21 protein-coding genes are annotated in these 24,358 nt (G+C 61.0%); 12 read left to right on the top strand and 9 right to left on the bottom strand.

The window, feature by feature from the left end:
* Positions 1 to 352 precede the first annotated feature (352 nt).
* From WDB86_RS01805 to WDB86_RS01795, 3 genes are all read left to right on the top strand, one after another.
* A complete protein-coding gene (locus WDB86_RS01805) occupies positions 353 to 1,588 on the top strand; it encodes an efflux RND transporter periplasmic adaptor subunit (protein ID WP_406736427.1) in 1,236 nt (411 codons plus the stop codon).
* A gap of 6 nt (positions 1,589 to 1,594) precedes the next feature.
* Positions 1,595 to 4,702 carry an efflux RND transporter permease subunit gene (locus tag WDB86_RS01800; RefSeq protein ID WP_406736426.1) on the top strand — a complete coding sequence of 1,036 codons (3,108 nt, stop codon included), beginning with the start codon at positions 1,595 to 1,597 and terminating at the stop codon, positions 4,700 to 4,702.
* Positions 4,703 to 4,846: 144 nt separating this feature from the next.
* Complete coding sequence (locus tag WDB86_RS01795; protein WP_406736425.1) at positions 4,847 to 5,716, top strand: hypothetical protein; 870 nt, start codon at positions 4,847 to 4,849, stop codon at positions 5,714 to 5,716.
* 415 nt (positions 5,717 to 6,131) lie between these two features.
* On the opposite strand, the gene WDB86_RS01790 is transcribed toward WDB86_RS01795, so the two are convergent.
* Positions 6,132 to 7,052 carry a LysR family transcriptional regulator gene (locus WDB86_RS01790; RefSeq protein WP_339107513.1) on the bottom strand — a complete coding sequence of 307 codons (921 nt, stop codon included), beginning with the start codon at positions 7,050 to 7,052 and terminating at the stop codon, positions 6,132 to 6,134.
* Between the two features lie 135 nt (positions 7,053 to 7,187).
* Here WDB86_RS01790 and WDB86_RS01785 point away from each other — a divergent pair, with 135 nt between their 5' ends.
* Together WDB86_RS01785 and WDB86_RS01780 are read left to right on the top strand one after the other, a co-directional pair.
* Complete coding sequence (locus WDB86_RS01785; protein WP_406736424.1) at positions 7,188 to 8,252, top strand: dipeptidase; 1,065 nt, start codon at positions 7,188 to 7,190, stop codon at positions 8,250 to 8,252.
* A 69-nt stretch (positions 8,253 to 8,321) separates the two neighbouring features.
* Positions 8,322 to 8,720 (top strand): DUF2177 family protein, encoded by a 399-nt coding sequence (locus WDB86_RS01780; RefSeq protein ID WP_406737067.1) that lies wholly within the window; start codon positions 8,322 to 8,324, stop codon positions 8,718 to 8,720.
* Positions 8,721 to 8,743: 23 nt separating this feature from the next.
* Here WDB86_RS01780 and ugpC read toward each other — a convergent pair whose 3' ends face one another.
* From ugpC to WDB86_RS01755, 5 genes are all read right to left on the bottom strand, one after another.
* Entirely contained in the window at positions 8,744 to 9,808 is a 1,065-nt protein-coding gene (ugpC, locus tag WDB86_RS01775) for a sn-glycerol-3-phosphate ABC transporter ATP-binding protein UgpC (protein ID WP_406736423.1), read from the bottom strand.
* Between the two features lies 1 nt (position 9,809).
* Positions 9,810 to 10,658: a sn-glycerol-3-phosphate ABC transporter permease UgpE gene (ugpE, locus tag WDB86_RS01770; RefSeq protein ID WP_406720905.1), complete on the bottom strand. Its 849-nt coding sequence runs from the start codon at positions 10,656 to 10,658 to the stop codon at positions 9,810 to 9,812.
* Between the two features lies 1 nt (position 10,659).
* Positions 10,660 to 11,544 (bottom strand): sn-glycerol-3-phosphate ABC transporter permease UgpA, encoded by an 885-nt coding sequence (gene ugpA, locus WDB86_RS01765; protein ID WP_339107518.1) that lies wholly within the window; start codon positions 11,542 to 11,544, stop codon positions 10,660 to 10,662.
* 71 nt (positions 11,545 to 11,615) lie between these two features.
* Complete coding sequence (gene ugpB / locus WDB86_RS01760) at positions 11,616 to 12,932, bottom strand: sn-glycerol-3-phosphate ABC transporter substrate-binding protein UgpB (RefSeq protein WP_406736422.1); 1,317 nt, start codon at positions 12,930 to 12,932, stop codon at positions 11,616 to 11,618.
* A gap of 195 nt (positions 12,933 to 13,127) precedes the next feature.
* Positions 13,128 to 15,317 (bottom strand): NADP-dependent isocitrate dehydrogenase, encoded by a 2,190-nt coding sequence (locus WDB86_RS01755; protein ID WP_406736421.1) that lies wholly within the window; start codon positions 15,315 to 15,317, stop codon positions 13,128 to 13,130.
* Positions 15,318 to 15,698: 381 nt separating this feature from the next.
* Here WDB86_RS01755 and WDB86_RS01750 point away from each other — a divergent pair, with 381 nt between their 5' ends.
* The 7 genes from WDB86_RS01750 to tpiA all read left to right on the top strand — a co-directional run bounded on the left by WDB86_RS01750 (position 15,699) and on the right by tpiA (position 20,798).
* The gene (locus WDB86_RS01750; protein WP_339107521.1) at positions 15,699 to 16,253 is read left to right on the top strand and encodes a TetR family transcriptional regulator; all 555 of its coding nucleotides are present in this window, start codon (positions 15,699 to 15,701) and stop codon (positions 16,251 to 16,253) included.
* Positions 16,254 to 16,400: 147 nt separating this feature from the next.
* Positions 16,401 to 17,588 carry an ROK family transcriptional regulator gene (locus WDB86_RS01745; RefSeq protein ID WP_339107522.1) on the top strand — a complete coding sequence of 396 codons (1,188 nt, stop codon included), beginning with the start codon at positions 16,401 to 16,403 and terminating at the stop codon, positions 17,586 to 17,588.
* Positions 17,589 to 17,709: 121 nt separating this feature from the next.
* Entirely contained in the window at positions 17,710 to 18,081 is a 372-nt protein-coding gene (locus tag WDB86_RS01740) for an SUF system Fe-S cluster assembly protein (protein ID WP_339107523.1), read from the top strand.
* Between the two features lie 58 nt (positions 18,082 to 18,139).
* Complete coding sequence (locus WDB86_RS01735; RefSeq protein ID WP_406736420.1) at positions 18,140 to 18,730, top strand: MarR family transcriptional regulator; 591 nt, start codon at positions 18,140 to 18,142, stop codon at positions 18,728 to 18,730.
* Positions 18,727 to 19,512 carry a DUF3307 domain-containing protein gene (locus tag WDB86_RS01730; protein WP_406736419.1) on the top strand — a complete coding sequence of 262 codons (786 nt, stop codon included), beginning with the start codon at positions 18,727 to 18,729 and terminating at the stop codon, positions 19,510 to 19,512. The genes WDB86_RS01735 and WDB86_RS01730 overlap by 4 nt, the downstream gene beginning before the upstream one ends.
* A gap of 27 nt (positions 19,513 to 19,539) precedes the next feature.
* A complete protein-coding gene (locus WDB86_RS01725; protein ID WP_406720912.1) occupies positions 19,540 to 19,944 on the top strand; it encodes a HesB/IscA family protein in 405 nt (134 codons plus the stop codon).
* A 101-nt stretch (positions 19,945 to 20,045) separates the two neighbouring features.
* Complete coding sequence (gene tpiA / locus WDB86_RS01720) at positions 20,046 to 20,798, top strand: triose-phosphate isomerase (protein ID WP_406736418.1); 753 nt, start codon at positions 20,046 to 20,048, stop codon at positions 20,796 to 20,798.
* 131 nt (positions 20,799 to 20,929) lie between these two features.
* Here tpiA and WDB86_RS01715 read toward each other — a convergent pair whose 3' ends face one another.
* From WDB86_RS01715 to WDB86_RS01705, 3 genes are all read right to left on the bottom strand, one after another.
* Positions 20,930 to 22,321, bottom strand: coding sequence for a TRAP transporter large permease (locus WDB86_RS01715; RefSeq protein ID WP_406736417.1), 1,392 nt, complete (start codon positions 22,319 to 22,321; stop codon positions 20,930 to 20,932).
* Positions 22,322 to 22,326: 5 nt separating this feature from the next.
* On the bottom strand, positions 22,327 to 23,022 hold the full coding sequence (locus tag WDB86_RS01710) for a TRAP transporter small permease (protein WP_406720915.1): 696 nt from the start codon (positions 23,020 to 23,022) through the stop codon (positions 22,327 to 22,329).
* Positions 23,023 to 23,146: 124 nt separating this feature from the next.
* The gene (locus tag WDB86_RS01705) at positions 23,147 to 24,160 is read right to left on the bottom strand and encodes a TRAP transporter substrate-binding protein (RefSeq protein WP_339107530.1); all 1,014 of its coding nucleotides are present in this window, start codon (positions 24,158 to 24,160) and stop codon (positions 23,147 to 23,149) included.
* Positions 24,161 to 24,358: the final 198 nt, after the last annotated feature.

Raw genomic sequence — 24,358 nt, 5'->3', positions numbered from 1 at the left:
CGTCGGGAGGTCGGGCAAAATACGGACCTCACTCCCGCGCCGTTACCGGCGGTTCGACCCTCACTTAAGCGAGCTTGACAGGTCCGTCCAGACCAATGCCGATAAAAATAGTCGGATAACGGAATTAAGGGCGTGGCGTCGGGCGGATTTCACGCTATTGTGCGTTTATCCGCAGACCCCTCTGTCAGAATTCCCAATACAAACTGGCGGGTTCTATATTGTAGGTTAATTCATGCAGCATCGATCTGCCCAGTTTACTCACATTTTCTCTTTCCGGGGCCGCGCGGCCATATCTGCCCGTCTCCGGCCTGCTCCGTGCCCCCCAGCCCATAAGAAACGAAAGACAGGACCCGTGCCGAACGTCATTTCTTCCCCCACCTTTTCGATGACCGCACTCGCTCTTGTGCTCGGGCTTGTCTGCGCCCCCTCCGCAGTGCTGGTCTCGGCGGTCCCCGCTGCGGCACAGGCCGCCCCCGCACAAGGCCCCCAGAAGGTCGGCGTGATCACCGTCGCCGAAAGCGACGTGCCTTTCGTCGTCACCCTGCCGGGGCGCGCCGTGGCCTATGAGCAGGCCGATATCCGCCCGCGCGTCGAGGGGGTGATCACCTCGATCCCCTATCAGCGCGGCGCGTTCGTCCCCAAGGGCACCGTCCTTTTTACCATCGAACCAGATACTTACGAGGCAGAATTTGCCGCAGCCGAAGCCTCTGTCGCATCCGCACAGGCCGCTGTCGAAACGGCACAATCCACCTATGACCGTTATAACCGCATCCGCGATGTCGGGGTGACGCAGACCACGCTGGAAGATTCCGCCTCGACGCTGGCTTCGGCCAAGGCCACGCTGAAATCGGCACAGGCCAGCCTGCAGACGGCGCAGCTCAATCTGGACCGCACCTCGATCGAAAGTCCGATTGACGGCATCGTAGAGGTGCCCGAAACCTCGATCGGCACCTTGGTCACCGCCAACCAGACAGATGCGCTGACCACCGTCACGCGGCTGGATCCGATCTATGTGGATGTGTCCGAAAGCTCGGCCCAGATGCAGCGCACGCGGGATCTGGTCGAGGCGGGCATCCTGAAGCTGAATTCCGACGTGCAGACGACGGTCACGCTGGAGACCGGCGAACCCTATCCCCGTGACGGCAAGCTGATCACCCCGTCTTCGGTGGTGTCCGACACAACCGGCACCATTGATTACCGTGTGCAATTCGACAATCCCGATGCCAAGATCCTGCCCGGCCAGTTCCTGCGCGTGACCATGACGCTGGGCACCTCCAAGGCGATCCTGATCCCGCAAAACGCCACCTCGCGCGCCAGCGACGGCACATTGACCGCCTATATCGTCGGCGACACCTCCACCGCAGAGCAGGTCACGCTGACCACGCATGGCTCCTACCAGAACCAGTGGATCGTCACCAACGGGCTCAAGGATGGTGACAAGCTGGTCGTGGACGGGCTGATGAAGCTGCAAAACGGCGCCGAGGTCAGCACCGTTGCTGTCACCATCGACAAGGAAGGCGTGGTGCAGGAGACCCCTGCCACGGAGGCACCGGCAGAGAGCGCAGCCTCCGGCGCGGCAAGCGAGTAAGGGCTGATGGTCAATTTCTTCATTCACCGCCCCATTTTCGCATGGGTCATCGCCATCACGATCATGCTGGCGGGGGCGCTTGGCCTGAGCCAGCTTCCGGTGGCACAATATCCCGAGATCGCGCCGACGACCGTGCGCATTCAGGCCACCTATACCGGTGCGACGGCGGAAACCGTGCAGAACTCGGTCACCGAAACGCTGGAAGATGCGCTGACGGGGCTGGACGGGCTTCTGTATATGGTCTCGCAAAGCTCCGAAGGCCGGTCGAGCATCACGCTGACCTATGATGAATCCATCGACCCGATCGATGCGCAGAACGATGTGCAGAACAAGATCAGTCAGGTCGAAAGCCAGCTGCCGGATTCGGTCACCCAGCAGGGCCTGACGGTGCGCCGGTCCTCGACCTCGATCCTGATGGTTGCGGCGCTGGTCTCGACGGATAACCGCTACACCCAGATCCAGCTCGGCGATATGGTTGCCAACCGGATCGAAAGCCCCGTGCAGCGGGTGCAGGGGGTTGGCTCGATCAACTCCTTCGGGTCGGGCTATGCGATGCGGATCTGGCTCGATCCGCTGAAACTGCGCCAGTATAACCTCACCGCCACCGATGTGACCGACGCGGTTCAGGCGCAGAACACCAATGTCTCGGTCGGCTCTCTGGGGTCGCAACCGACCACCGAAGGCCAGACCTTCACCGCCACGATCACCGCCCAGAGCCAACTGAGCACGGTCGAACAGTTCGAGAATATCCTGCTGAAGACCGATAGCAGCGGCGGCACCGTTTTTCTGGGCGATGTGGCGCGCGTGGTTCTGGGGCAGGAAGATTACGGCACCCGCTCGCGCTTCAGCGGGCAGAACGCTTCGGGTTTCGCGGTCAATCTGGCGACCGGCGCGAATGCCGTGGATACCGCAACCCTCGTGCGGGCGCAGATCGACCAGATCGCCAAAAGCCTGCCCGCCGGTGTCGAGGTGCGCTATGCCTATGATACCACGCCCTTTGTCGAGGCCTCTATCGGCAAGGTGGAGCATACGCTGTTTGAAGCCATCGGTCTGGTATTGCTGGTCATTCTGGTCTTCTTGCAGAAATGGCGCGCCACCCTGATCCCGATCATCGCGGTGCCGGTGGTGCTTCTGGGGGCGTTCGGGATTCTGTCGCTCTTTGGCTATTCGATCAACACGCTGACCATGTTTGCTATGGTGCTGGCCATCGGCCTGCTGGTCGATGACGCCATTGTGGTGGTGGAAAACGTCGAACGTGTGATGGAAGAGGACGATCTCTCGCCTCTGGAAGCGACCATCAAATCGATGGGGCAGATCGTGGGCGCCTTGGTGGGCATCGCGCTGGTACTGTCGGCGGTGTTTCTGCCAATGGCCTTCTTCGGGGGGTCGACGGGGGTGATCTACCGGCAGTTCTCGGTGACGATCATCTCGGCCATGATCCTGTCGGCTGTGGTGGCCATCATCATCACGCCCGCGCTTTGCGCCACCATGCTGAAGAAAAGCCACGGCGCGGCCCGCTTTGCTCCGGCGCGCTGGTTCAACCGCAATTTCGACCGCATGAACCATTTCTATACCGGTGCGGTCACCAAGCTCCTGAAAGCGCCGGTGATTGCGCTGGCGCTGCTGGCGGCGGCGATTGCCGGTGTGGTGGTGCTTTACAAGACCCTGCCCAGCTCGTTCCTGCCGACAGAGGATCAGGGGGCGGTGATGGTGATGATCACCCTGCAGGAAGGCGCCACGCAGGCCCAGACGCGCGATGTCATGGAACAGGTCGAGAGCTACCTGCTGAATGACGAGAAAGACATCGTGGTCTCGACCTTCGGGGTGCTGGGCTTTTCCTTCACCGGCACGGGGCAGAACAATGCGCTGCTTTTTGCTAAGCTGAAGGATTTCGACCAGCGCACCGACGCCAATGCCGCCGCATCCGCGCTGGCAGGTCGGGCGATGGGCAAATTCGGTGCCAGCCGCGCCGGACAGATCATCTTCCTGCTGCCGCCCGCCATTCAGGGGCTTGGCAACTCGAACGGGTTCTCGATGTATCTTGTCGATCAGGGCAATACCGGCATCGACACGCTGCGCAAGGCGGCCAACACCCTTGTGGAAACCGCCAATAAAGACCCGCGCCTGACGGCGGTACGCGTCAATAACAACGATGACGAAGCGGCGCTGAAGATCAATGTGGACCAGCAGAAGGCGGAAAGCTTCGGGCTGACCATCTCGGCGATCAACTCCATGCTCTCGACGATCTTCGCCTCCAGTCAGGTCAATGATTTCAATCAGGATGGCAACCTCAATCCGGTGATCGTGCAGGGCGATGCGCAATGGCGGATGCAGCCCGAAGACATCGGCAAATGGTATGCACGCAATACCGATGGGGACATGGTGCCGTTTTCGGCCTTCATGACCACCAGTTGGCAAAGCGTGGCCCCGTCGCTGTCGCGCTATGGCGGCACTCAGGCCATCGAGGTGCAGGGCAGCGCGGCCGAGGGCTATTCTTCGGGCGAGGCCATGAGCGCGATGGAGGAACTGGTGGCCGATATGGATGGCGGCTATGCCACCGCATGGACCGGCATGTCCTATCAGGAACGCCAGTCAGGAAATCAGGCCCCCATGCTTTACGCCTTGTCGGTTCTGGTGGTCTTCCTGTTCCTTGCGGCACTTTATGAAAGCTGGTCGATCCCCTTCTCGGTCATGCTCTCGGTGCCGATCGGGGTGCTGGGCGCGCTGGCGGCGGCCAAGTTCTTCGGCCAGTCGAATGACGTCTACTTCAAGGTGGGCCTGCTGACCACAGTGGGGCTTGCCGCGAAGAACGCGATCCTGATCGTGGAATTCGCCAAGGATCTCGAGGCCGAGGGCAAGGGGCTCTATGAGGCCACGATCGAGGCCGCGAAGATGCGTCTGCGTCCGATCCTGATGACCTCCGTGGCCTTCATGCTGGGCGTGTTACCGCTGGCGCGGGCGTCCGGAGCGGGGGCTGCGGCCCAGAATGCCATCGGCATCGGCGTGCTGGGCGGGATGATCGCCGCCACCTTTATCGGTGTGTTCCTTGTGCCAAGCTTCTATGTGCTGATCCGCAAACTGGCGGACCGGAGCGCGCGTAAGGAACGGCTCTAGGCCCGCCCGGCCCGAACAAGATCAAGGCTCCGGCATGTCCGGAGCCTTTTTCATGGCGCGACCCGAAGATGGCGCCGCTATAAACGAATTCTGAAGATCTCGCTGCCAAAGAGGAAGGGACATCCAGAGCTTCGGGATCTCTTCATGCGCCAGAACGGCCCCTTGCCTATCGTCCTGTCCCTGCTTCTTGCTGCGGGGGGTGCGGCCTCGTCCGCCACAGCGCAGCCGGTTTCGCTTCTGGCCGCGCAGGGGGCTTTTGTCGAACGCTCGCAGGCCCTGATCCCCGCCTTGCAAACACGCAAGCAAGCCGCCCAGCCTCTGGTGCAACTGGCCAGCCTGCCACGCGAGGACAGCGCCCCCGCCCCGACCGGTGCCAGCAGCAGCGGCAGCCTGTTTACCGGCGCGCAGGGCAGCAGCTTCTTTGCACCAAGCCCCGCCCGCCCCCGCGCCCTGTCCCCACGGGGTCTTTCTCCGCAGGCCCTGCCCGACCCTATGGCCCCGATCGCTTCTATGGCCCCCTTCCTGCGGCAGGGCTCGTCCGAGGCCGAATGGATCCGCCATCTGGTTGCACAGGCCGAGGCGGGCCCGATGGGCTATGATGCGGTGCAATACGGGGCCAAACGCCGCCCCGCCCGCGTGCCCAGCCAGATGACGCTGGGCGAAATCTACGCATGGATCGAAGCCACGCCGGGACAGCCGCATGCCATCGGGCGCTACCAGTTCATTCCCACCACGCTGCGGCGTCTGGCCGCCAGCCTGCAACTGGGGCCAGAGGTGCGTTTCAGCCCCAATGTGCAGGACAGGCTTGCCGATCTATTGCTGGAAGAGGCGGGGCTGAGCCAGCTTCTGGCGGGGGATCTGACGCGCAGACGCTTCATGAACAATCTTGCCAAAATCTGGGCGGGGCTGCCAACCTCGAACGGGCAGTCGCATTATGATGGCTATGCGGGCAATAAGGCGACGATGAGCTGGGCCAAATTCGACCGCGAGATGGCGCGCATCTTCCCGGGGTAACGCCCCGCGGACCGCCCCTACACCGACATAGCCATATGAAAAAAACGCGCAAGGTCAGGGGACCTGCGCGAAGAAACATGACGCTGACCTGATGTCTGGAAAAAAAACGGACCGTATCGCGCCGCGCCTGTCCTCCCCGATCAGGGGCACGATACGGTCCTTAATGACCTGCCTTGCAGATCCACAGCAATCACACCGAAGGTCCTAGAACCACGCACCAACTCCCCTCCCCGAGAGCCAGCACAAATCCGGCATCATTGTCGTTCCTCCCACTCGATCCGGACCCAAGCACGACAGGTCCGAACCGTGTATCAACTTTGAAACAGATGCCGAGGGGCACGTCCAGAGATGTTCGTCACTTAATCTGATTTACCTAGCGGAAATCAAAGCCGGTTTTTGCGCCCGAAACCTTGCGTCACAACACAAAGCGCGCCCGTGATGCGCGGGTCGCGTTCTGCAAATATTCCGATACAAGCCGCACCCTTGCCAGATCTTCCGTCGACTGGTGCGACAAGATCCACATGGTCCGTTTGAGCACATGGCGCGGTGCAAGGATCGGTACCAGATCGGGGTCGTCATGGATGACATAGGCGGGCAGAACCCCGATCCCCGCGCCTTCGCGGATCGCCTCGCGCTGCGCCAGAATGGAGTTCGACCCGAAGAGCACGGGATTGGTGATGCCCAGCTCGACCTGATAGCGCATGGCATCGGTGGGCAGCAGCTCGTCGACATAGCCCACATAGTTATGGTCCTTCACATCCTCCAATGTCTTGGGGGTACCATGCTGCGCGAGATAATCGCGCGAGGCATAAAACCCCAAGTGGTATTCCGTCATCCGCCGTGCCAGAAGCCGCCCCGATGTTGGCAAAGCCATTGAAAACGTTAGATGAGCTTCCTGCCGCGACAGCCGGAATGTCCGCGAACGCACCAGAAGCTCGATCTGGATATCGGGATAGTCTTCCTGAAACCGCGTCAGCACCGGCGCCACGAAGTGGATGCCCAGACCGTCAGGTGCCCCGACCCGTACTGTCCCCGAAAGCTGCCCTGCCTCGCCGCCGATCTCTTCGCGCGCCCGTCCTGTGGCACGCTCGACCTCCAGCGCCAAGGGCAGGATACGCTCGCCCGCAGGGGTGATCTCGTAGCCCTCGGGGGTCTTGGTGAAAAGCTGCGCGCCAATGGATTTCTCCAGCTGGCGCACACGCCGTGCGATTGTGGTCTGGTCGATGCCGAGCGTATGCGCGGCCATCACCATGCGTTTGGATCTGTAAAGCGCCAAAAAGAACTTCAGATCATTCCAGTCGAATTCATGCTGCATATCTGCAAGATAGCTCTGCATATATATGCATGTCAATTTGTCGCAGGCAGGTCTTTTCCTGTCCGGCGAACGGGTGTTGACTGCGACTCAAGGGGCAAGTCGGGACAGGCCTGCCCCGCTCTTGCCGCGTCCAGCCCCTCTTCGACGGAGACAAAGATGTCCGTTTTGCCACAGATTCCCGTATTTGACGGCCATAATGATTTTCTACTGCGCCTCCTGAACCACCCCCTCAGGCGGGAGGAGATATGGAACGGGCAGGACAGAACGGGGCATATCGACCTGCCGCGCGCGCGGGCCGGCAATTTTGCAGGTGGCTTCTTCGCGATCTACACCCCTTCGCCCATGTCCGGTGATCTGGAGCAGATGTTTGCCGCGATGGATACCCCGCCCTATTGCCTTGATCTGCCGCCGATGCTGCCGATGAGTGAGGCGGTGAATGTAGCCTTGGCCGAGGCGGGGCACTTGATGTGGCTAGAACGCAAGGGCGATCTGCAAATTTGCAGGACATCCGCCCAGATTCGCGCCGCCATGGCGGCCGGAAAGATCGCGGCGATTCTGCATATGGAGGGCGCCGAGGCGATTGGCTCCGATCTCGATGCGCTCCATGTCTGGCACGCGGCAGGGTTGCGGTCTTTGGGGCCGGTCTGGTCGCGGCCCACGGTTTTCGGCCATGGGGTGCCCTTTGCCTATCCCTCCTCGCCCGATACCGGTGACGGACTGACCCAAGCGGGCAAGGATCTGATCCGCGAATGCAACGCGCTGAAGATCATGATCGACCTGAGCCACCTCAACGAGAAGGGCTTTGACGATGTGGCCCGCCTGAGCGACGCGCCCTTGGTCGCCACCCATTCCAACGCCCATGCTGTCACCCCTTCGGCGCGCAATCTCACCGACCGCCAGCTGCATCAGATCAGGGACACGGGCGGCATGGTCGGGCTGAATTACGCCACGCAATTCCTGCGCCCCGACGGGATGCGCGGCGATTGCGGCTGGGACGAGATGCTGCGCCATCTGGACCACCTCTTGTCGATACTGGGCGAGGATCACATAGGGCTGGGGTCGGATTTCGACGGGGCGGATATTCCCTCCTGTCTGGGCGATGTCTCGGGGCTGCCGAAGCTGTTGCAGGCGATGCTGGATCACGGCTACGGGCAGGATCTGGTGGTGAAGATCGCCCATGAGAACTGGCTGGCGCTTCTGGAGCGCAGTTGGGGGATGTAAATTCCGGCAACCGCGAAACTTATCACCCTGCCATGACGTTGCTGAGAGGATAGCAAAGGAAATCCCATGATCCAGATCCTCTCGGCCTATGTCGCCACCACCCTTGTGTTTCTTGGCCTTGATATTCTGGGGCTGAAGTTCATCGTGAAGCCGGTCTTCGACCGACATATCTCGGATCTTTATGCCGATCCCTTCCGGATGGGTCCGGCGGCTATCTTCTATCTGGCCTATGTCGCGGGGGCGATCTATCTGGTCAGCCTGCCCGCGCTGCGCAATGACGCACCGCTTCAGGCGCTGGTGAATGGTGCGGTGCTGGGGGCGCTGGCCTATGGCACCTATGAGTTCACCTCGCTTGCGGTGATGCGCGACTGGTCGTGGGAGCAGGTGATCACCGACACGCTTTGGGGCACTGTGCTCACGGGCGTCTCGGTCTGGGCAGGCGTCATGATCACCCGCTGGATCGGCTGAGGCCCGAAGGCCCCAGCCATTGTTCAAGCCATCGCCATCGCGCGCTGCGTTTGCGGCAGCCGCCGCCCCGTTAGCGGGTCAAACAGATGTAGCCCGCCCGCCTGAAGGGTGACCTGCATCTGCGGCGCGATCTCGGTGTCGGGGGCGACTTGGGCGGCGAAAGGCTGGCCGCCCAGCATCCCATGAACAAGGCGGCTATTGCCCAGATCCTCGACATAGGAGGTCTTGAACCCTGTGCCCGCGCGCAAGCCGATGGTCTCGGGGCGCAGGCCCGCCACAACCTCGCCTCGGCCCGCCACATCGGGCAGCAGCATAAGATCATCCACCATCAGCGCGCCATTCTCGATCCGCGCATCGATCAGGTTCATCCCCGGCGAGCCGATAAAGCCCGCCACAAAGACCGTCTGCGGGTTGCGGTACAGTTCCAGCGGCGTGCCCACCTGCTCGATCTGCCCGCCATTCAGCACCACCAGCTTATCGGCCAGAGTCATGGCCTCCATCTGGTCATGGGTGACATAGACCGAGGTCGTGCCAAGGCGCTTTTGCAACTGCTTGATCTCGCCACGCATGGACACCCTCAGCTTGGCATCAAGGTTCGACAAAGGCTCGTCGAACAGAAAGACCGAAGGCTCGCGCACGATGGCACGGCCCATAGCCACCCGCTGGCGCTGCCCGCCCGAAAGCGCGCGCGGCTTGCGGTCAAGGAACGAGCCGATCTGCAGGATGCGAGCGACCTCTTCGACGCGGGAGGCGATCTCGGGCTTGGGCATGCGGCGGTTCTTCAGCCCGTAGGACAGATTCTGGCGCACCGTCATATGCGGGTAAAGCGCGTAATTCTGGAACACCATGGCGATATCGCGGTCCATCGGTTCAAGGTCATTCACGACCCGCCCGCCAATGGCGATCTCGCCGCCTGTCACCGTCTCGAGCCCCGCGATCATCCGCAACAGCGTGGATTTCCCGCAGCCCGAAGGCCCGACCAGCACGCAGAACTCGCCATCCTCAATGCTGAGATCAACGCCCTTCACCGTAGGGTCCGTGGCGCCCGCATAGGTTTTTACGACCTTGGATAAAGTAATTCCGGCCATCTTATTTCTCCGTCTCGACAAGCCCTTTGACAAAGAGCTTCTGCATTGCGACCACCACCAGCACCGGCGGCAGCATCGCCATCACCACCACGGCCATAATCTCGTTCCAGCGGGGCACATCATCGACCACCGAGGCCATCCGCTTGATCCCCATGACGATGGTGTAATGGGCCTCATCCGTGGTCACGATCAGCGGCCAGAGATATTGGTTCCAGCCATAGATAAACAGGATCACCGACAGCGCCGCGATATTGGTGCGCGACAGGGGCAGCGCGTGATCCCAGAAGAATTTCAAAGGCCCTGCCCCGTCGATCCTTGCGGCCTCGGTCAGCTCGTCGGGCAGCGTCAGGAACACCTGCCGGAAGAGGAAGGTCGCCGTGGCCGAGGCAATCAGCGGTACCGACAGCCCTGCGTAAGAGTTCAAGAGCCCCAGATTGGCCACCACCTCGAAGGTGGGGACAATGCGCACCTCGACAGGCAGCATCAGCGTGATGAAGATCATCCAGAAAGCCAGTTGCCTGCCCGGAAAGCGGAAATAGCAGATGGCAAAGGCCGAGGAGATCGAGATGGCGATTTTGCCGATGGTGATCGTCATCGCCATGATGAGGCTGTTCCAGAGCATCAACCCGATGGGCGGTGTCCCCGAGGTCGAGACACCCTCGCCCAGCATCCGCGCGTAGGACGACAGCCCCTCGGGGCCAAACCACAAGGGCACGGTGCCGGACACGAAGGCGGATGTAGGATGGGTCGAGGCCACAAGCGCCAGCCAGACAGGCAAGGCCACAGCGGCCACGCCAAGGATCAGGATGACATGCGACAGCACGGTCAGAAGCGGTCTGTTCTCAACCATCTCAATACTCCACCCGACGTTCGATATAGCGGAACTGGATCACGGTCAGCGCGATCACGATGCCCATCAGCACCACCGATTGCGCGGCCGACGCCCCCATATTCATCCCGACGAAACCGTCCTGATAGACCTTATAGACAAGGATATTCGTGGCCTGCGCCGGACCGCCCGCAGTGGCGGCATCAATCACCGCGAATGTGTCGAACATCGTATAGGTGATATTGATCACCAGCAGGAAAAACGTGGTGGGAGACAGAAGCGGGAAGACCACGCTCCAGAAGCGTTTCATGGGGCCTGCGCCGTCAATGGCCGCCGCCTCGCGCAGGCTGGCCGGAATGGCCTGAAGCCCCGCCACAAAAAACAGGAAGTTATAGCTGATCTGTTTCCAGCTGGCCGCCAGCACCACGAGGATCATCGCATCTGTGGCATGGGTGGCGTGGTTCCAGTCATAGCCCAGCTGACGCAGCGCATAGGAGACAATGCCGATGGTGGGGTTGAACATGAACCACCACAGCACGCCCGCCACCGCCGGCGCCACCGCATAGGGCCAGACCAGAAGCGTGGTATAGGCGCGATTGGCCCGCAGCACGCGGTCAACACAGGCGGCAAACAACAGCCCCGCCCCCATCGACACCGCCGCCACCGAGACCGAAAACACCGCCGTCACCTTGAAGGAGTTCAGATAGCTCGGGTCCTGAAACAGCGCGAGGTAATTTTCCAGCCCCACGAATTGCGTCGAGAACCCGAAGGCATCCTGACGCAGGAAACTTTGCCACATCGCCTGACCCGCAGGCCAGAGGAAGAAGACAATGGTAATCGCCAGCTGCGGCGCCAGCAGAAGATAGGGCAGCCCGCGTGACCGGAAGAGGGTCTTTTTGCTTTGCATATCGGATCCTTATCCCCCCGAAACACCAGAAGGCCCGCACGCGCGCGGGCCTTCTGCCAAGGGGGACGCCGTTACTGGTTGGCTTTCTCGAATTCGCGGATCAGCGCATTGCCGCGGCTATCCACCGATTGCAGAGCCTCCATCGCGGTTTTCTTGCCGCCCAGAAGCGCCTCGAATTCCTCGTCGATGATGCCGCGGATCTGCACGTAATTGCCAAAGCGCAGGCCTTTGGAATTCTCGGTCGGAGTGTTCAGCGAGACCTGTTTGATCGCCACATCCGCACCGGGGTTCTTGTCGTAATAGCCCTGCTCTTGGCTGAGCGCATAGGCTGCTTTGGTGATCGGCAGATAGCCCGAGAACTGGTGCCAATCGGCCTGCACTTCCGGCGAAGACAGATAGGTGAAGAAATCGGCCACGCCCTTATATTCGGCCTCATCATGGCCTTGCAGCACCCAAAGCGTCGCGCCACCGATGATCGAGTTCTGCGGAGCGCCTTCAACATCGGCGTAGTAAGGCAACATGCCCACACCCACCTCGAAATCCGAATTCGCCATCAGACCCGCGCGCGAGCCCGAGGAATTCATCACCATCGCGCAGGTGCCCGACTGGAACGAGGGGTTGGCATCATCGCCACCACCCGGACCGGCATAGCGGAAAAGGCCTTCTTTCTGCCATTTTGCCAGATTGCCCCAGTGGCGGGCGCGCAGGTCATCGGCCAAAGTCAGCTCGGCACCAAGACCGCCAAAGCCGTTTTCCAGCGTACCGATCGGGCGGTTATGCCATGCCGAGAAATTCTCGGTCTGCGCCCAAGAGATCCAGGCCGAGGTAAAGCCACATTCTGCCGCGCCCGACTTGACGATCTTCTTGGAAAACGCCTCCATATCGGCCCAGGTTTTGGGAGGGGTGTTCGGGTCCAGCCCCGCCTTGGCGAAAACGTCCTTGTTGTAATACAGAACGGGGGTCGAGGAGTTGAAGGGCATCGACAGCATATTGCCCTGCGTGTCGGTGTAATAGCCTGCGACCGCCGGAAGATAGGCATCAGGGTCGAAATCGGCGCCTGCGTCCTTCATCAGTTGATAGACCGGATAGACCGCGCCCTTGGCCGCCATCATGGTGCCGGTGCCCACCTCGAAGACCTGCACGATATCGGGCTGCTGCTTGGCACGGAAGGCCGCAATCGCCGCCGTCATGGTCTCGGTGTAATTGCCCTTATAGGTCGGGATGACCTCATATTCATCCTGGCTGGCGTTATAATCGGCCACGATCTCTTCAAGCTTCTGGCCCAGCTCGCCGCCCATCGCGTGCCACCATGTCACCTGCGTTTTGGCCGCAGCCATACTGGCGGAGGCTGCCACAAGTGCGGTGCCCAGCATCAGCGTCTTCAACATCTTCTATCCCCTTCGTGAGGCTATCGTGATCTGTTGAGGGCAGCGCTAATGCAGTTTTGTGACAGCTTCTTGCAGGTTCCGTTAAGCTTTTTTGACAAGCCGGCTTATTATATCCTGCGCAGTCTGTGCAAGAAACAGGGGCCGCGCATGAAAAAGGGGCCCCGAAAGGCCCCTTTCCCGTTCGTTCCAGCTAGATCAGCCGATGATCGCATTCAGCGTGGCCGAGGGGCGCATCACTTTTGCGACCTTCTCGGGGTTGGCATGGTAATAGCCCCCCAGATCGGCAGGCTTGCCCTCGGCGGCCTTCAGCTCACCAAGGATCGCCTCTTCGCCTTCTGCCAGCGCCTTGGCGATGGGGGCGAAATGCGCCTTCAGCTCGGCATCCGCATCTTGCGCTGCCATCGCTTCGGCCCAGTAGCGGGCGAACCAGTAATGCGAAGAACGGTTATCGGGCTGGCCGACCTTACGCTCGGGCGAGCGGTTGTCTTCCAGCACCTTCTGCGTCGCATCTTCCACAGCCGCGGCCATGACGCCCGCTTTGGCATTGCCCTTCTCGGCGAGGAACTTGAAGCTTTCGCCAAGGGCACAGAACTCGCCAAGGCTGTCCCAACGCAGGTGGTTTTCTTCAACCAGCTGCTGCACGTGCTTCGGGGCCGAACCACCGGCACCGGTCTCGAACAGACCACCGCCCTGCATGAGCGACACGATCGACAGCATCTTGGCCGAGGTGCCCAGCTCGAGGATCGGGAAGAGGTCGGTCAAATAGTCGCGCAGCACGTTGCCGGTGATAGTGACCACGTCATTGCCCTTGCGCATCTCGACGAAGGTGAAGCGGGTGGCTTCACGCGGGGCCATGATCGGGATCTCGATACCGGCCTCTTTCAGCGCGGGCTCGACATATTTGATCAGCTCGGCGTCATGGGCGCGGTTCGCATCCAGCCAGAAGGCCGCAAGGCCGGTGGCCTTGGTGCGGCGGATCGCCAGACGGATCCAGTCCTCGATCGGCGCTTTCTTGACGGTGGCCGAACGCCAGATATCGCCCGCTTCGACATTATGCGAATGCAGCACGGTGCCATTGTCCAGAACGATCTCGACCTTCCCCTTACCCGCGATCTCGAAGGTGGTCGGGTGCGAGCCGTATTCTTCCGCCTTCTGCGCCATCAGACCCACGTTGGACACGGCGCCACAGGTGGTGACATCCAGCTTGCCGGTCTCTTTGAAGTAATTGATCGTCTCGTCATAGACGCCTGCATAGGAGTTATCCGGAATGCAGCATTTGGTGTCGGCAGCCTTGCCATCCGGACCCCAGCCGATACCGCCTGCGCGGATCACGGCGGGCATGGAGGCGTCGATGATCACATCGGAAGGCACATGCAGGTTGGTGATGCCCTTGTCGGAATTCACCATATACATCGGCGGCTTGGCGGCGAGGGCGGCCTTCAGGTCGGCCTCCAGCTCGGCATTGCCCTTGATGCGGGCTTCCAGATCACCGATACCGCCATTGGGGTTGAAGCCCAGTGCCTTCACGGTCTCGCCATGCTTGGCAAGGAAGTCCTCCAGATAGACGGAGACGAAATGACCGAAGATGATCGGGTCCGAGACCTTCATCATCGTGGCTTTCAGGTGCACCGAGAACAGCACGCCCGGCTCCATGCTCTCGACTTCTTTCTTCACGAAGTCGCGCAGCGCCTTTGCCGACAGGAAGGTCGCATCGACGATCTCGCCCGCCTGATATTTCAGGCCCGATTTGAGAACGGTCTCGGTGCCATCTTCTGCGGTAAAGACGATCTTCGCGCCGGTGGCCTCCGACAGGGTGGCCGATTTTTCATTGGCGAAGAAGTCATTGCCCGACATGGAGGCGACGGTGGTCTTGCTGTCGGATTTCCACTCGCCCATCGAATGGGGGTGCTTCATCGCGTAGTTCTTGACCGCCTTGGCCGAACGACGGTCCGAGTTGCCTTCGCGCAGCACAGGGTTCACGGCAGACCCCTTGATGCTGTCATAACGCGCGCGGACGTCCTTTTCGGCGTCGGTTGCGGGCTCTGCCGGATAGTCGGGCAGCTTGTAGCCCTGCGATTGCAGTTCCTTGATCGCGGCGGTCAGCTGCGGCACCGAGGCCGAGATATTCGGCAGCTTGATGACATTGGCCTCGGGGGTTTTCACCAGCTCGCCCAGTTCGGCCAGATCATCCGAGATTTTCTGGTCGTCGGTCAGGTAATCGGGGAAGGTCGCCAGAATGCGCCCTGCGAGTGAAATATCCCGCGTTTCCACACCCAGACCTGCCGCACCGGCGAAGGCGCTGATAATCGGCAGAAGCGAGCCGGATGCCAGCTGCGGCGCTTCGTCAACGATGGTGTAGATGATATCGGGGGTCTTATTTGCCATGAAGAACGGTCTCCGATCTGGACTTGGGCAAATGCCCGTTTTGAAATAGATATGCGCAGACTGTACCCGTTGCGCAGGTTTTGCAAACGGGTAACCTGCACCACGTTGCAAGTCAATGTGTGCGAACGTATACCAAAGATCGGTGGGCAATCCACGTGTGACGGAGCGGCACAAGAAAACTCTGACAGGCACGGCCTGATAGACAAAATGTCGCGGCGCCGTTATCCTTGGCATGCCCCCGAAGGATTTAGAATTTCAAGCTTTTCTTCTGCACAGCCCTTTCATTGCCCGCAGACCCAAGACGTGGCCAAGGCGTGCATCTATCGTAAGGCACATATGGATAACCCGACAGACCCACGCCGCATTTCAACCCGGGAGCGCATGCTGGAGGTGGCGCATGACCATTTTTCCGCCCGCAGCTTCGATGCCTGCAACCTGCGCGATATCGCGGCGGATGTCGGCATTGATGTGGCCTATCTGCATCGCTCCTATGGCGGCAAGCTGAAGCTTTTCCAAGCCGTGATCGACCGCGCCATCGACATGTGTTTCGAGGATGCGCGCCGCTGCCCCTCCTTCACGCGCTTCATCATCGAACGGATCCGCAATGGCGATCTGCGCGGGCTCAATTACGGGCCGCTGCCGATCATCAGCCATTCGCTGGCCTGCCAGTCGGTGCAGGCGGAAATCCAAAGCGCCATCAAACGGCTTTTCATCGATCCGCTGATCGCCGAACATGGCGAGAAATTCCGCGTCGAGATCCTGATGGTGGCGATGCTGTTCATGGGCATGAAGATCGCCTCGCCCGTGGTGCCTGCCGTGCTGCTGACGACCAAAGAGGAAGAGCTGCTGGATGAAATGGCGGTGGGCATTCTGGTTGCATTGCTTGGCGATACGCCCTCGCAGCCCTCCAATTTCGGGGAGAGCCCCCAAGTCTAGCGGCTCTGTCGGCGGTTTCTGGCAGAATGTTGACAGATTCCCTCGACCATCCCGACGGATCGAATTATAAAATTTGGCCAGAGAGAGCAAAATTCTGGTGCAGTGATCACCGGAGGCCTGCGCAGGCGTAAATCCGGAGAGCACGGAATGGGGGACCTCATGGAGGCTGGCGACTTTATCGGGCAACGCCTCGGCGTGAACCATACCGGTGTGCGCGCGCATAATGAACGGCTGGTGCTCAGCCTGATCCATCGCGACGGGGCCCTGCCCGGGGCCGAGATCGCCAAGAGAATCGACCTCTCCGCCCAGACCGTCTCGACCATTCTGCGCAAGCTGGAAACCGACGGGTTCCTGCTGCGCGGCACACCGCAGCGCGGGCGTGTCGGCAAGCCGTCGCTGCCAATGGGCATCAATCCCGACGGGGCCATCAGCTTTGGCCTGAAAATCGGCCACCGCACTTCGGATCTGGTGATGATGGCGCTGGACGGGCAGGTTCTGGCGCAGGGCCAGTCCACCTATGCCGCCCCGACGCCGCAGCTGATCCTGCAATTCCTGCGCGACGGCATCGCGAAGATGTCCCAGCAACTGTCCCCCGCACAACGCCAGCGTCTTTGTGGCATCGGCATCACCGCGCCGCTGGATCTGTGGCGCGCCGTCGACAACCAGCCGCTGGCGGCGGCACGGTTTCCCGAATGGGTCGGCTGCCAGCTTATTGACGATGTGGCGCGGTTCAGCCCCCTGCCCGTCAGCCTGATCAATGACGGCACCGCCGCCTGCTGCGCCGAGCAGAATTACGGGCGCGGGCGCGAGGTCGCCGATTTTGCCTATGTCTTTCTCGGGTCGTTCCTGACCGGAGGCATTTCCCTTAACGGCACCGTGGTCGAGGGCAACCGCCACAATGCCGGCATGCTGGGGGCGCTGCGCATTCTTTCGACACAGGGCACATTGGCGACGCTGCGCGATGAAGCGTCGATCTTCCTGCTGGAGGCGGCCATCCGCAGCAACGGGATGGATGCGGGCGCCATGTGGCAGATGCCGCAGGACTGGACCCCCTATGACACGCTTTTGGGCCCTTGGCTGGACCGCAGCGCCCATGCCATCGCGCAGGCGGCCCGCGAATCCTGCGCGGTGGTGGATTTTCAGGCCATCGTCATTGACGGCGCCTTCCCCGAAGAGGTCCGCGCAGAGCTGGTACGACAGGTCCGCGAAAAGCTGGCGGCGCTCGATATGAACGGCCTGCTGCCGCCCGATGTGCTGGAAGCCAGAACCGGACATAACGCGCGCGCCATCGGGGCCGCCGCCGCGCCTATTTTCTCGCGCTTCTTCCTGAACTGAGCCCTACCGGCGCCATAGGCGGAACAGCAGGAAAGGATGTGTTCGTCTGCGCACTTTACGAAGCCGTTGCCAATCCTTATATCATCACTCAACTATTCGCATCCATATCGGGGAAACTCCAATGACGTCCGAAACCACGCAAGACGCACCGATGGAAGGCACCCCTCTGATCAAGCCTTCGACCATTGACCACCCCATGTATGATTCGGTCGTGGCGGCCTGCCGGACCGTATTCGACCCCGAAATTCCGGTGAATATCTATGATCTGGGCCTGATCTACACCATCGAGATCACCGACGAGGATGACGTGAAGATCATCATGACCCTCACCGCACCCGGCTGCCCGGTGGCAGGCGAGATGCCCGGCTGGGTGCAGGATGCCATTTCCTGCGTCGAGGGGATCAAATCGGTCGATGTGGAAATGACCTTCGATCCGCAATGGGGCATGGATATGATGTCGGACGAGGCGCGCCTCGAACTGGGCTTCATGTAACCCGATACGCAAGCAAAATCACTTGCACAAAGCCAAAAGCAAGCGATAATGCTTGCAGATGGACTATGCGGTTCTCACAGGTGATATTGTCGGCTCTTCCGACCTGCCCCCCGCCTTGATCGAGACGGGGCTTGCTGCTTTGGAATGCGTGGCCGAGGCGGTTCCCAAAGCGGTCTGGATCAGCCGTCACCGAGGGGACGGCTGGCAGATGGCCTGTGAGGCCGCGCTTCTGGACCTGCGCTTGGCGCTTTTGGTCCGCGCCAGCCTGCGCGCGGTGGACCCGATGCTGGACACCCGTATCGCGATGGCGCGGGGCGCGGGCGTGATCCCCGAAAATGGCGATCTGAATGCCGCACAGGGGGCGGGTTTTGTGGCCTCGGGGCGGTTGCTGGACGCGATAACGGGGGCCGAACTCCACCATGCTGCGGGGGGCGCATGGTCGGCTGCGGTGCGGCTGGCCGATGCGCTCAGCAAAAGCTGGACGCAGAAACAGGCCGAGACCCTGCGCGAGATGCTGGCCCTGCCCGCGCCCTCGCAACAGGCCACGGCGGAGGCCTTGGGCAAATCCCGTCAGGCGGTGGCGCAAGCCCTGCAAGGCGCGGGGTTCGGCCCGATATCCGAGGCCTTGGCCCAATGGGAGGCCGCATGATCGCCGCCAGTCTCGCAGCACTTCTCCTTGCCCATCTGCTGGGGGATTTCATCTTTCAAAGCACCAAGATGGCCGAAAAGAAAGCGTCTGGCCCGCTGGCCCGCCGCCTGCCCGCATTGGCGCGCCACATGGGCGTTCATGCGCTTTTGCTCGCCCTGCTCTTGCCCGCGCCTGACGCGCAGGGCGCGCTGGCCTTCGTCGCCATCTTGGCCAGCCATTTTCTGATCGACGCCCTCAAGCCCAGGCTGCGCGGCACGGCACTGCGGGTCTTCTTGGCCGATCAGGCCGCGCATTGGCTGGTGATCTGCGCCTTGGCACTAACCCTGCCCGATCTTTGGGCACACACGCTTTGGATGAAAACCCAAAGCGGTTTGGCAACCTATCTGCCGACGGTTTTCGCGCTTGTGGCGGGGGCGGTGCTGACCGTGCGCGTAGGCGGCTTCGTGATTGGCGCGCTGATGCAGCCGCTCGCCGAACGTGCGCCCCAAGGGGGGCTGCCGAAAGGCGGTCAACTGATCGGCCTTCTGGAACGCGCTCTGATTTTCGTGCTGATATTGACCGGCCAGCCACAGGGGATCGGCTTCCTGATCGCCGCCAAATCCATATTGCGCTTCGAGGCCAAGGGCGGGCCGGACCATAATGCTGCCAATGAATATGTGATCATCGGCACGCTGGCCTCGTTCGGCTGGGCGATTGCCTGTGCATATCTGACGCTGGGCCTGTTGGCGCATCTACCCCCTATCGGCATTCCGGCCCTTGGAATCCCGCAGCATAGCCCTTAAATTACAGCTTCATCGAAGGAGCATCCCATGTTTGGTATTCCCGGGCAGCCCGCTGTCACCATGACCCCCGCCGCCGTCAAGCACATCGCCAAGCTCATGAGCCGCGAGAATGCCGCCGGTTTCCGCATCGGCGTGAAGAAAGGCGGCTGTGCAGGCATGGAATATACGATGGAAATCGCACAGGAAGCGGGACCGATGGATATGGTCATCGAGGAAGGTGCGGCCCGTGTGCTGATCGCGCCCACCGCACAGATGTTCATGATCGGCACCGAAATCGATTACGAAACGGGCCTTCTCGAATCGGGGTTCAAATTCCGCAATCCGAATGTGGCGGAAAGCTGCGGCTGCGGAGAATCCATCAAATTCAAGGACATTGGCGAACTTAGCGCCGAGACACAGCCCGAGGATGGCGTGCCGCGCCTGAAAGGCTGACGCTTCTAGCGCTAACCGCGCCGATCCTGCCGCATGGCCCCTTTCCCCTGCCCGCGCCCTGACCTAGTCTGGGCGCGACTTGCGTTATCGAGGAGGACAGCATGCGGAAACTAGCCGCCGGAAACTGGAAGATGAACGGGCTGAAGGCCGATCTGGCCGAGATTGCCGCGCTGGTGGAGGCGCATTCGGGCGCGGACTGCGATGTGCTGATCTGCCCGCCTGCGACGCTTCTGGCGCCGATGGCCGAGGCGGCTGCGGGCCGGATCGCGATTGGCGGTCAGGATTGCCATGCGAAGACCTCGGGGGCGCATACGGGCGATATCTCGGCACAGATGCTGAAGGACGCCGGCGCCTCGGCCGTTATTCTGGGCCATTCCGAGCGCCGCGCCGATCATGGTGAAAGCGATGCGGATGTGGCGGCGAAATCTCTGGCGGCCTATGCGGCGGGTCTGACGGCGGTGATCTGTGTGGGCGAGACCGAGGCCGAGCGCGATGCGGGCAGCACGCTGGAGGTGATTGGCGCGCAGCTTGCGGGATCGGTCCCCGAGGGCGCGACGGCTTTGAACACGGTCATCGCCTATGAGCCTGTCTGGGCCATTGGCACGGGGCGCACACCGACGCTGGAGCAGATTGCCGAGGTGCATGATGTCATCCGCGAGACGCTGGGCAAAGCCTTTGGCGAAGAGGCCAAGGGCATGCGGTTGCTTTATGGCGGCTCGGTGAAGCCGTCGAATGCCGAGGAGATTTTTGCGGTGTCCAATGTGGATGGGGCGCTGGTTGGCGGCGCGAGCCTGAAGGCCCGTGACTTCGGCGCGATCATTGCGGCTTTGGAGACGGCGGGCATTGAGGCCTGATAGGGGGCGCTGAAAATGGGGGCTCTGCCTCCTTGGCCTGCGGCCAATTCCCCCGGGATATTTTCAGCAGCTGGAAAGCGAAAATGTGAGAGCCGCCCCGGGGGGCGGCTTTCTTCGTTTGGGTGGAGGCGTTATTTGATGACCGTTTCAGGCCCCATGAAGGTGGTGGGCAGATAGGTCGAGAGCCACGGGATATAGGTGATCATGATCAGGAAGATGAAGAGCACGCCAAGGAATGGCAGGGCCGCCTTCACCACCCGCATCATCGACATGCCCGCCACGCCCGAAGTGACGAAGAGGTTGAGACCGACCGGCGGGGTGATCATGCCGATTTCCATATTCACCACCATGATGATGCCCAGATGGATCGGGTCGACGCCCAGTTCCATTGCGATCGGGAAGACCAGCGGTGCGACAATCACGATGAGCCCCGAGGGTTCCATGAACTGGCCACCGATCAGCAGGATCAGGTTGACGATCACGAGGAACATGATCTTGCCGAAGCCTGCCGAGAGCATCGCATTGGCGATTTTCTGCGGGATCTGCTCATCGGTGAGGACGTGTTTGAGGATCAGCGCATTGGCGATGATGAACATCAGGGTGATGGTCAGCTTGCCCGCCTCGAAGAGGGTTTTGCGGGTGTCCTTGTGCCACAGGGCTGTGACCAGCGCATAGGGGCGGTGCAGGAGGTCGGCTTTTTTGGTCTCGCTGTCATTGAGCGGGCCCATGTCCTTATAGATGAAGTTTGCGACGATCCATGCGTAGATAGAGGCAACGGCTGCGGCTTCGGTCGGCGTGAAGATCGCGCCGGTCACGCCGGGGATGCCATAGATACCGACCATGATGATGACGATCAGCATCAGACCCCAGAAAGCGTCCTTGAAGGCCGAGCCGATCTCGCCCCAGCCTGCGAATTCGCCTTTGGGCATTTTGCGGATACGGGCGAAGATATAGATTGCGACCATCAGCATCAGGCCCGCGAGGATGCCGGGGATGACGCCTGCAAGGAACATGCGCCCGACTGAGACTTCGACGGTGGAGGCATAGACCACCATCACGATCGACGGCGGGATCAGGATGCCCAGCGTGCCCGCGTTACAGATGACACCTGCGGCAAAGTCCTTGGTATAGCCCATCTGGTGCATCGCCGCGATCACGATCGAGCCGATGGCCACAACGGTTGCGGGTGACGAGCCCGACAGGGCCGCGAAGATCATGCAGGCAAAGACCCCCGCGATTGCCAGACCACCGTGGAAGTGGCCCACACAGGCGATGGCAAAGCGCACGATCCGTTTGGCAACGCCGCCGGTGGACATGAAGCTGGAGGCGAGGATGAAGAAGGGGATTGCCAGCAGCGTGTAGTGACCAGCCATCGCCTGATAGAGCGATTGCGCAACCGAAGCCAGCGAGGTTTCCGAAAAGGCCAGCAGGAACAGGATCGAGCTGAGGCCCAGCGAGACTGCAATCGGCACGCCCAGCAAAAGCAGGCCCACGATGACCGCAAAGAGCAGAATGACTTCCATTGGGGTTACTCCTTACCGGCAGCGGTGGCGTTCATCTGTGCCACGCGGTCGACGTCGTCTTCGGCTTCATGGCTGACGATCAGGCTGTCTTGGGTGCCTTTGATCACGCGGATCAGGGCTTGAAGGATGCGCAGGGTGATCAGCGCCACACCGAAGGGAAGGATGAAATAGGGGATGACGCGGGGCAGCTTGTCATAGGCTTCGCCCTGATTGATCAGCGGCTCGAGCCAGCGGAAAATCTCCAGCATCGGCACTTGATCGGTTTCATACCACGCGCGGTCTCGGGTTTTCTCGAAACCGGTGGGAAACCAATGGCCCGAGGTCTGGTCAAGGCCCGCATAGGGAGCCCAGTAATCCCACGCGCCTTTCAGCAGGAAAATCGCGTAAAGCAGGCAGCACAGCGCCGAGACCACCGCCATCAGGCGTTTGCCGCGCGCAGGCAGCATATTGGTGATCACATCCACCCCCAGATGCGCGGTTTTCTTGAAGGCATAGGACACCCCCAGAATAACCAGCCATGCAAAGAGGATCAGCACCACTTCAAGCCCCCAGATCAACGAGGCATTGAAGACATAGCGCAGCACGACATTGACGAAAGTGATCAAGGTCATCGCGCCCAGAATAAAGGCGATCGCGTTTTCTTCCAGCGCGTCGATAAAGGCGCCAAACGGACCTTTTGGCGTGGTGTCATGGGAAGACATATCCCTGCCCCCTGTTGAAGTGGTGATGATCGGGTGATCGGGCATGGCCCGAGAAAGGCCCCGCACATGGCGCGCGGAGCCTTCGCTGGAACCCGTGAGTGATGGCCGCTCGGGCCGTTCCAGCTTAGTGCTTGGCGTTGATTTCCTGCGCCAGCGCGATGTTATCGGCGCCGACATCGCCCTCGAACTGCGCCCAGACGGGTTTCATCGCATCCACCCATGCCTGACGCTGCTCGTCGGTCAGTTCGCGCACCACGGCCCCTGCATCGATGACCGCCTGACGGTTATCGGCATCGACCTGCGCGATGGCGGCATTCCGGTCTGCCGAGACTTCGGCCATGATGGTGGCCAGCTGGTCGCGGATATCGCCATCGAGGCTGTCCCACCAGTCGGTCGAGACGACAACCATATAGTCAAGCAGACCGTGGTTGGTTTCGGTCGTGCCATCCTGCACTTCGTAGAACTTCTGGCCGTAGATGTTGGACCAGGTGTTTTCCTGCCCGTCCACAACGCCGGTCTGCAGCGCGCCATACACTTCCTTGAAGGCCATCGGCTGCGGGCTGGCATCCAGCGCCTTCATCTGTGCCACCAGCACGTCCGAGGGCTGCACACGGAATTTCAGACCCTTCGCATCGCTCGGCAGCAGAAGCGGCTTGTTGGCCGAGAACTGCTTCAGACCGTTATGCCAGAAGGCCAGTCCCATCAGGCCGCGGCGTTCCATCGACGCCAGCATATCCTGACCGGCTTGCGATTGCTGGAACTCTTCCACGGCATCCATATTCTTGAACATGAAGGGCAGATCGAAAATGCGGAACACCTTGGTGAAGGTCTCGAATTTCGAGAGCGACGGTGCCGCCATCTGCACATCGCCCTGCAGCATCGCCTCTAACACCTGATCGTCGTTATACAGCGTCGAGTTCGGGTAGACCTCGACACAGACCTTCCCGTTCATTTCCGTGTTCACGCGCTCGGCAAAGGCCGCCGCCGCGATCCCCTTGGGGTGTTTGTCGGCATTGGTCACATGGCTGAACTTGATGACCATCTCGCCGTCATCACAGGCAGCATTGGCCAGACCTGCGGTGGCGATAATGGCAGTCGATGCCAGCGCGAAGGCCTTGACGGCTTTGGTAACTTTCATGGGGGCTCCTCCCAGATCCATATGGCGCGATGTCGCGCCCCTCTCCATGAGACACAGAATGGAGATTGCCATGCATCCTTCGCAATACAGATATGCATAAAATAATAAATCACATAAATACAGATACTTGCGGCCAATACTCCCAAGCATGCCCATGAAGTTGTGCGACAAATCGCACAGCCTCGTTTCAGAGTGGTG

The sequence above is a fragment of the Thioclava sp. GXIMD4215 genome, assembly GCF_045291555.1.
GTDB lineage: Bacteria > Pseudomonadota > Alphaproteobacteria > Rhodobacterales > Rhodobacteraceae > Thioclava > Thioclava litoralis.
The sequence above is the reverse complement of the archived record's forward strand: the minus strand, read 5'-3'. Positions and strand labels throughout refer to the sequence as shown.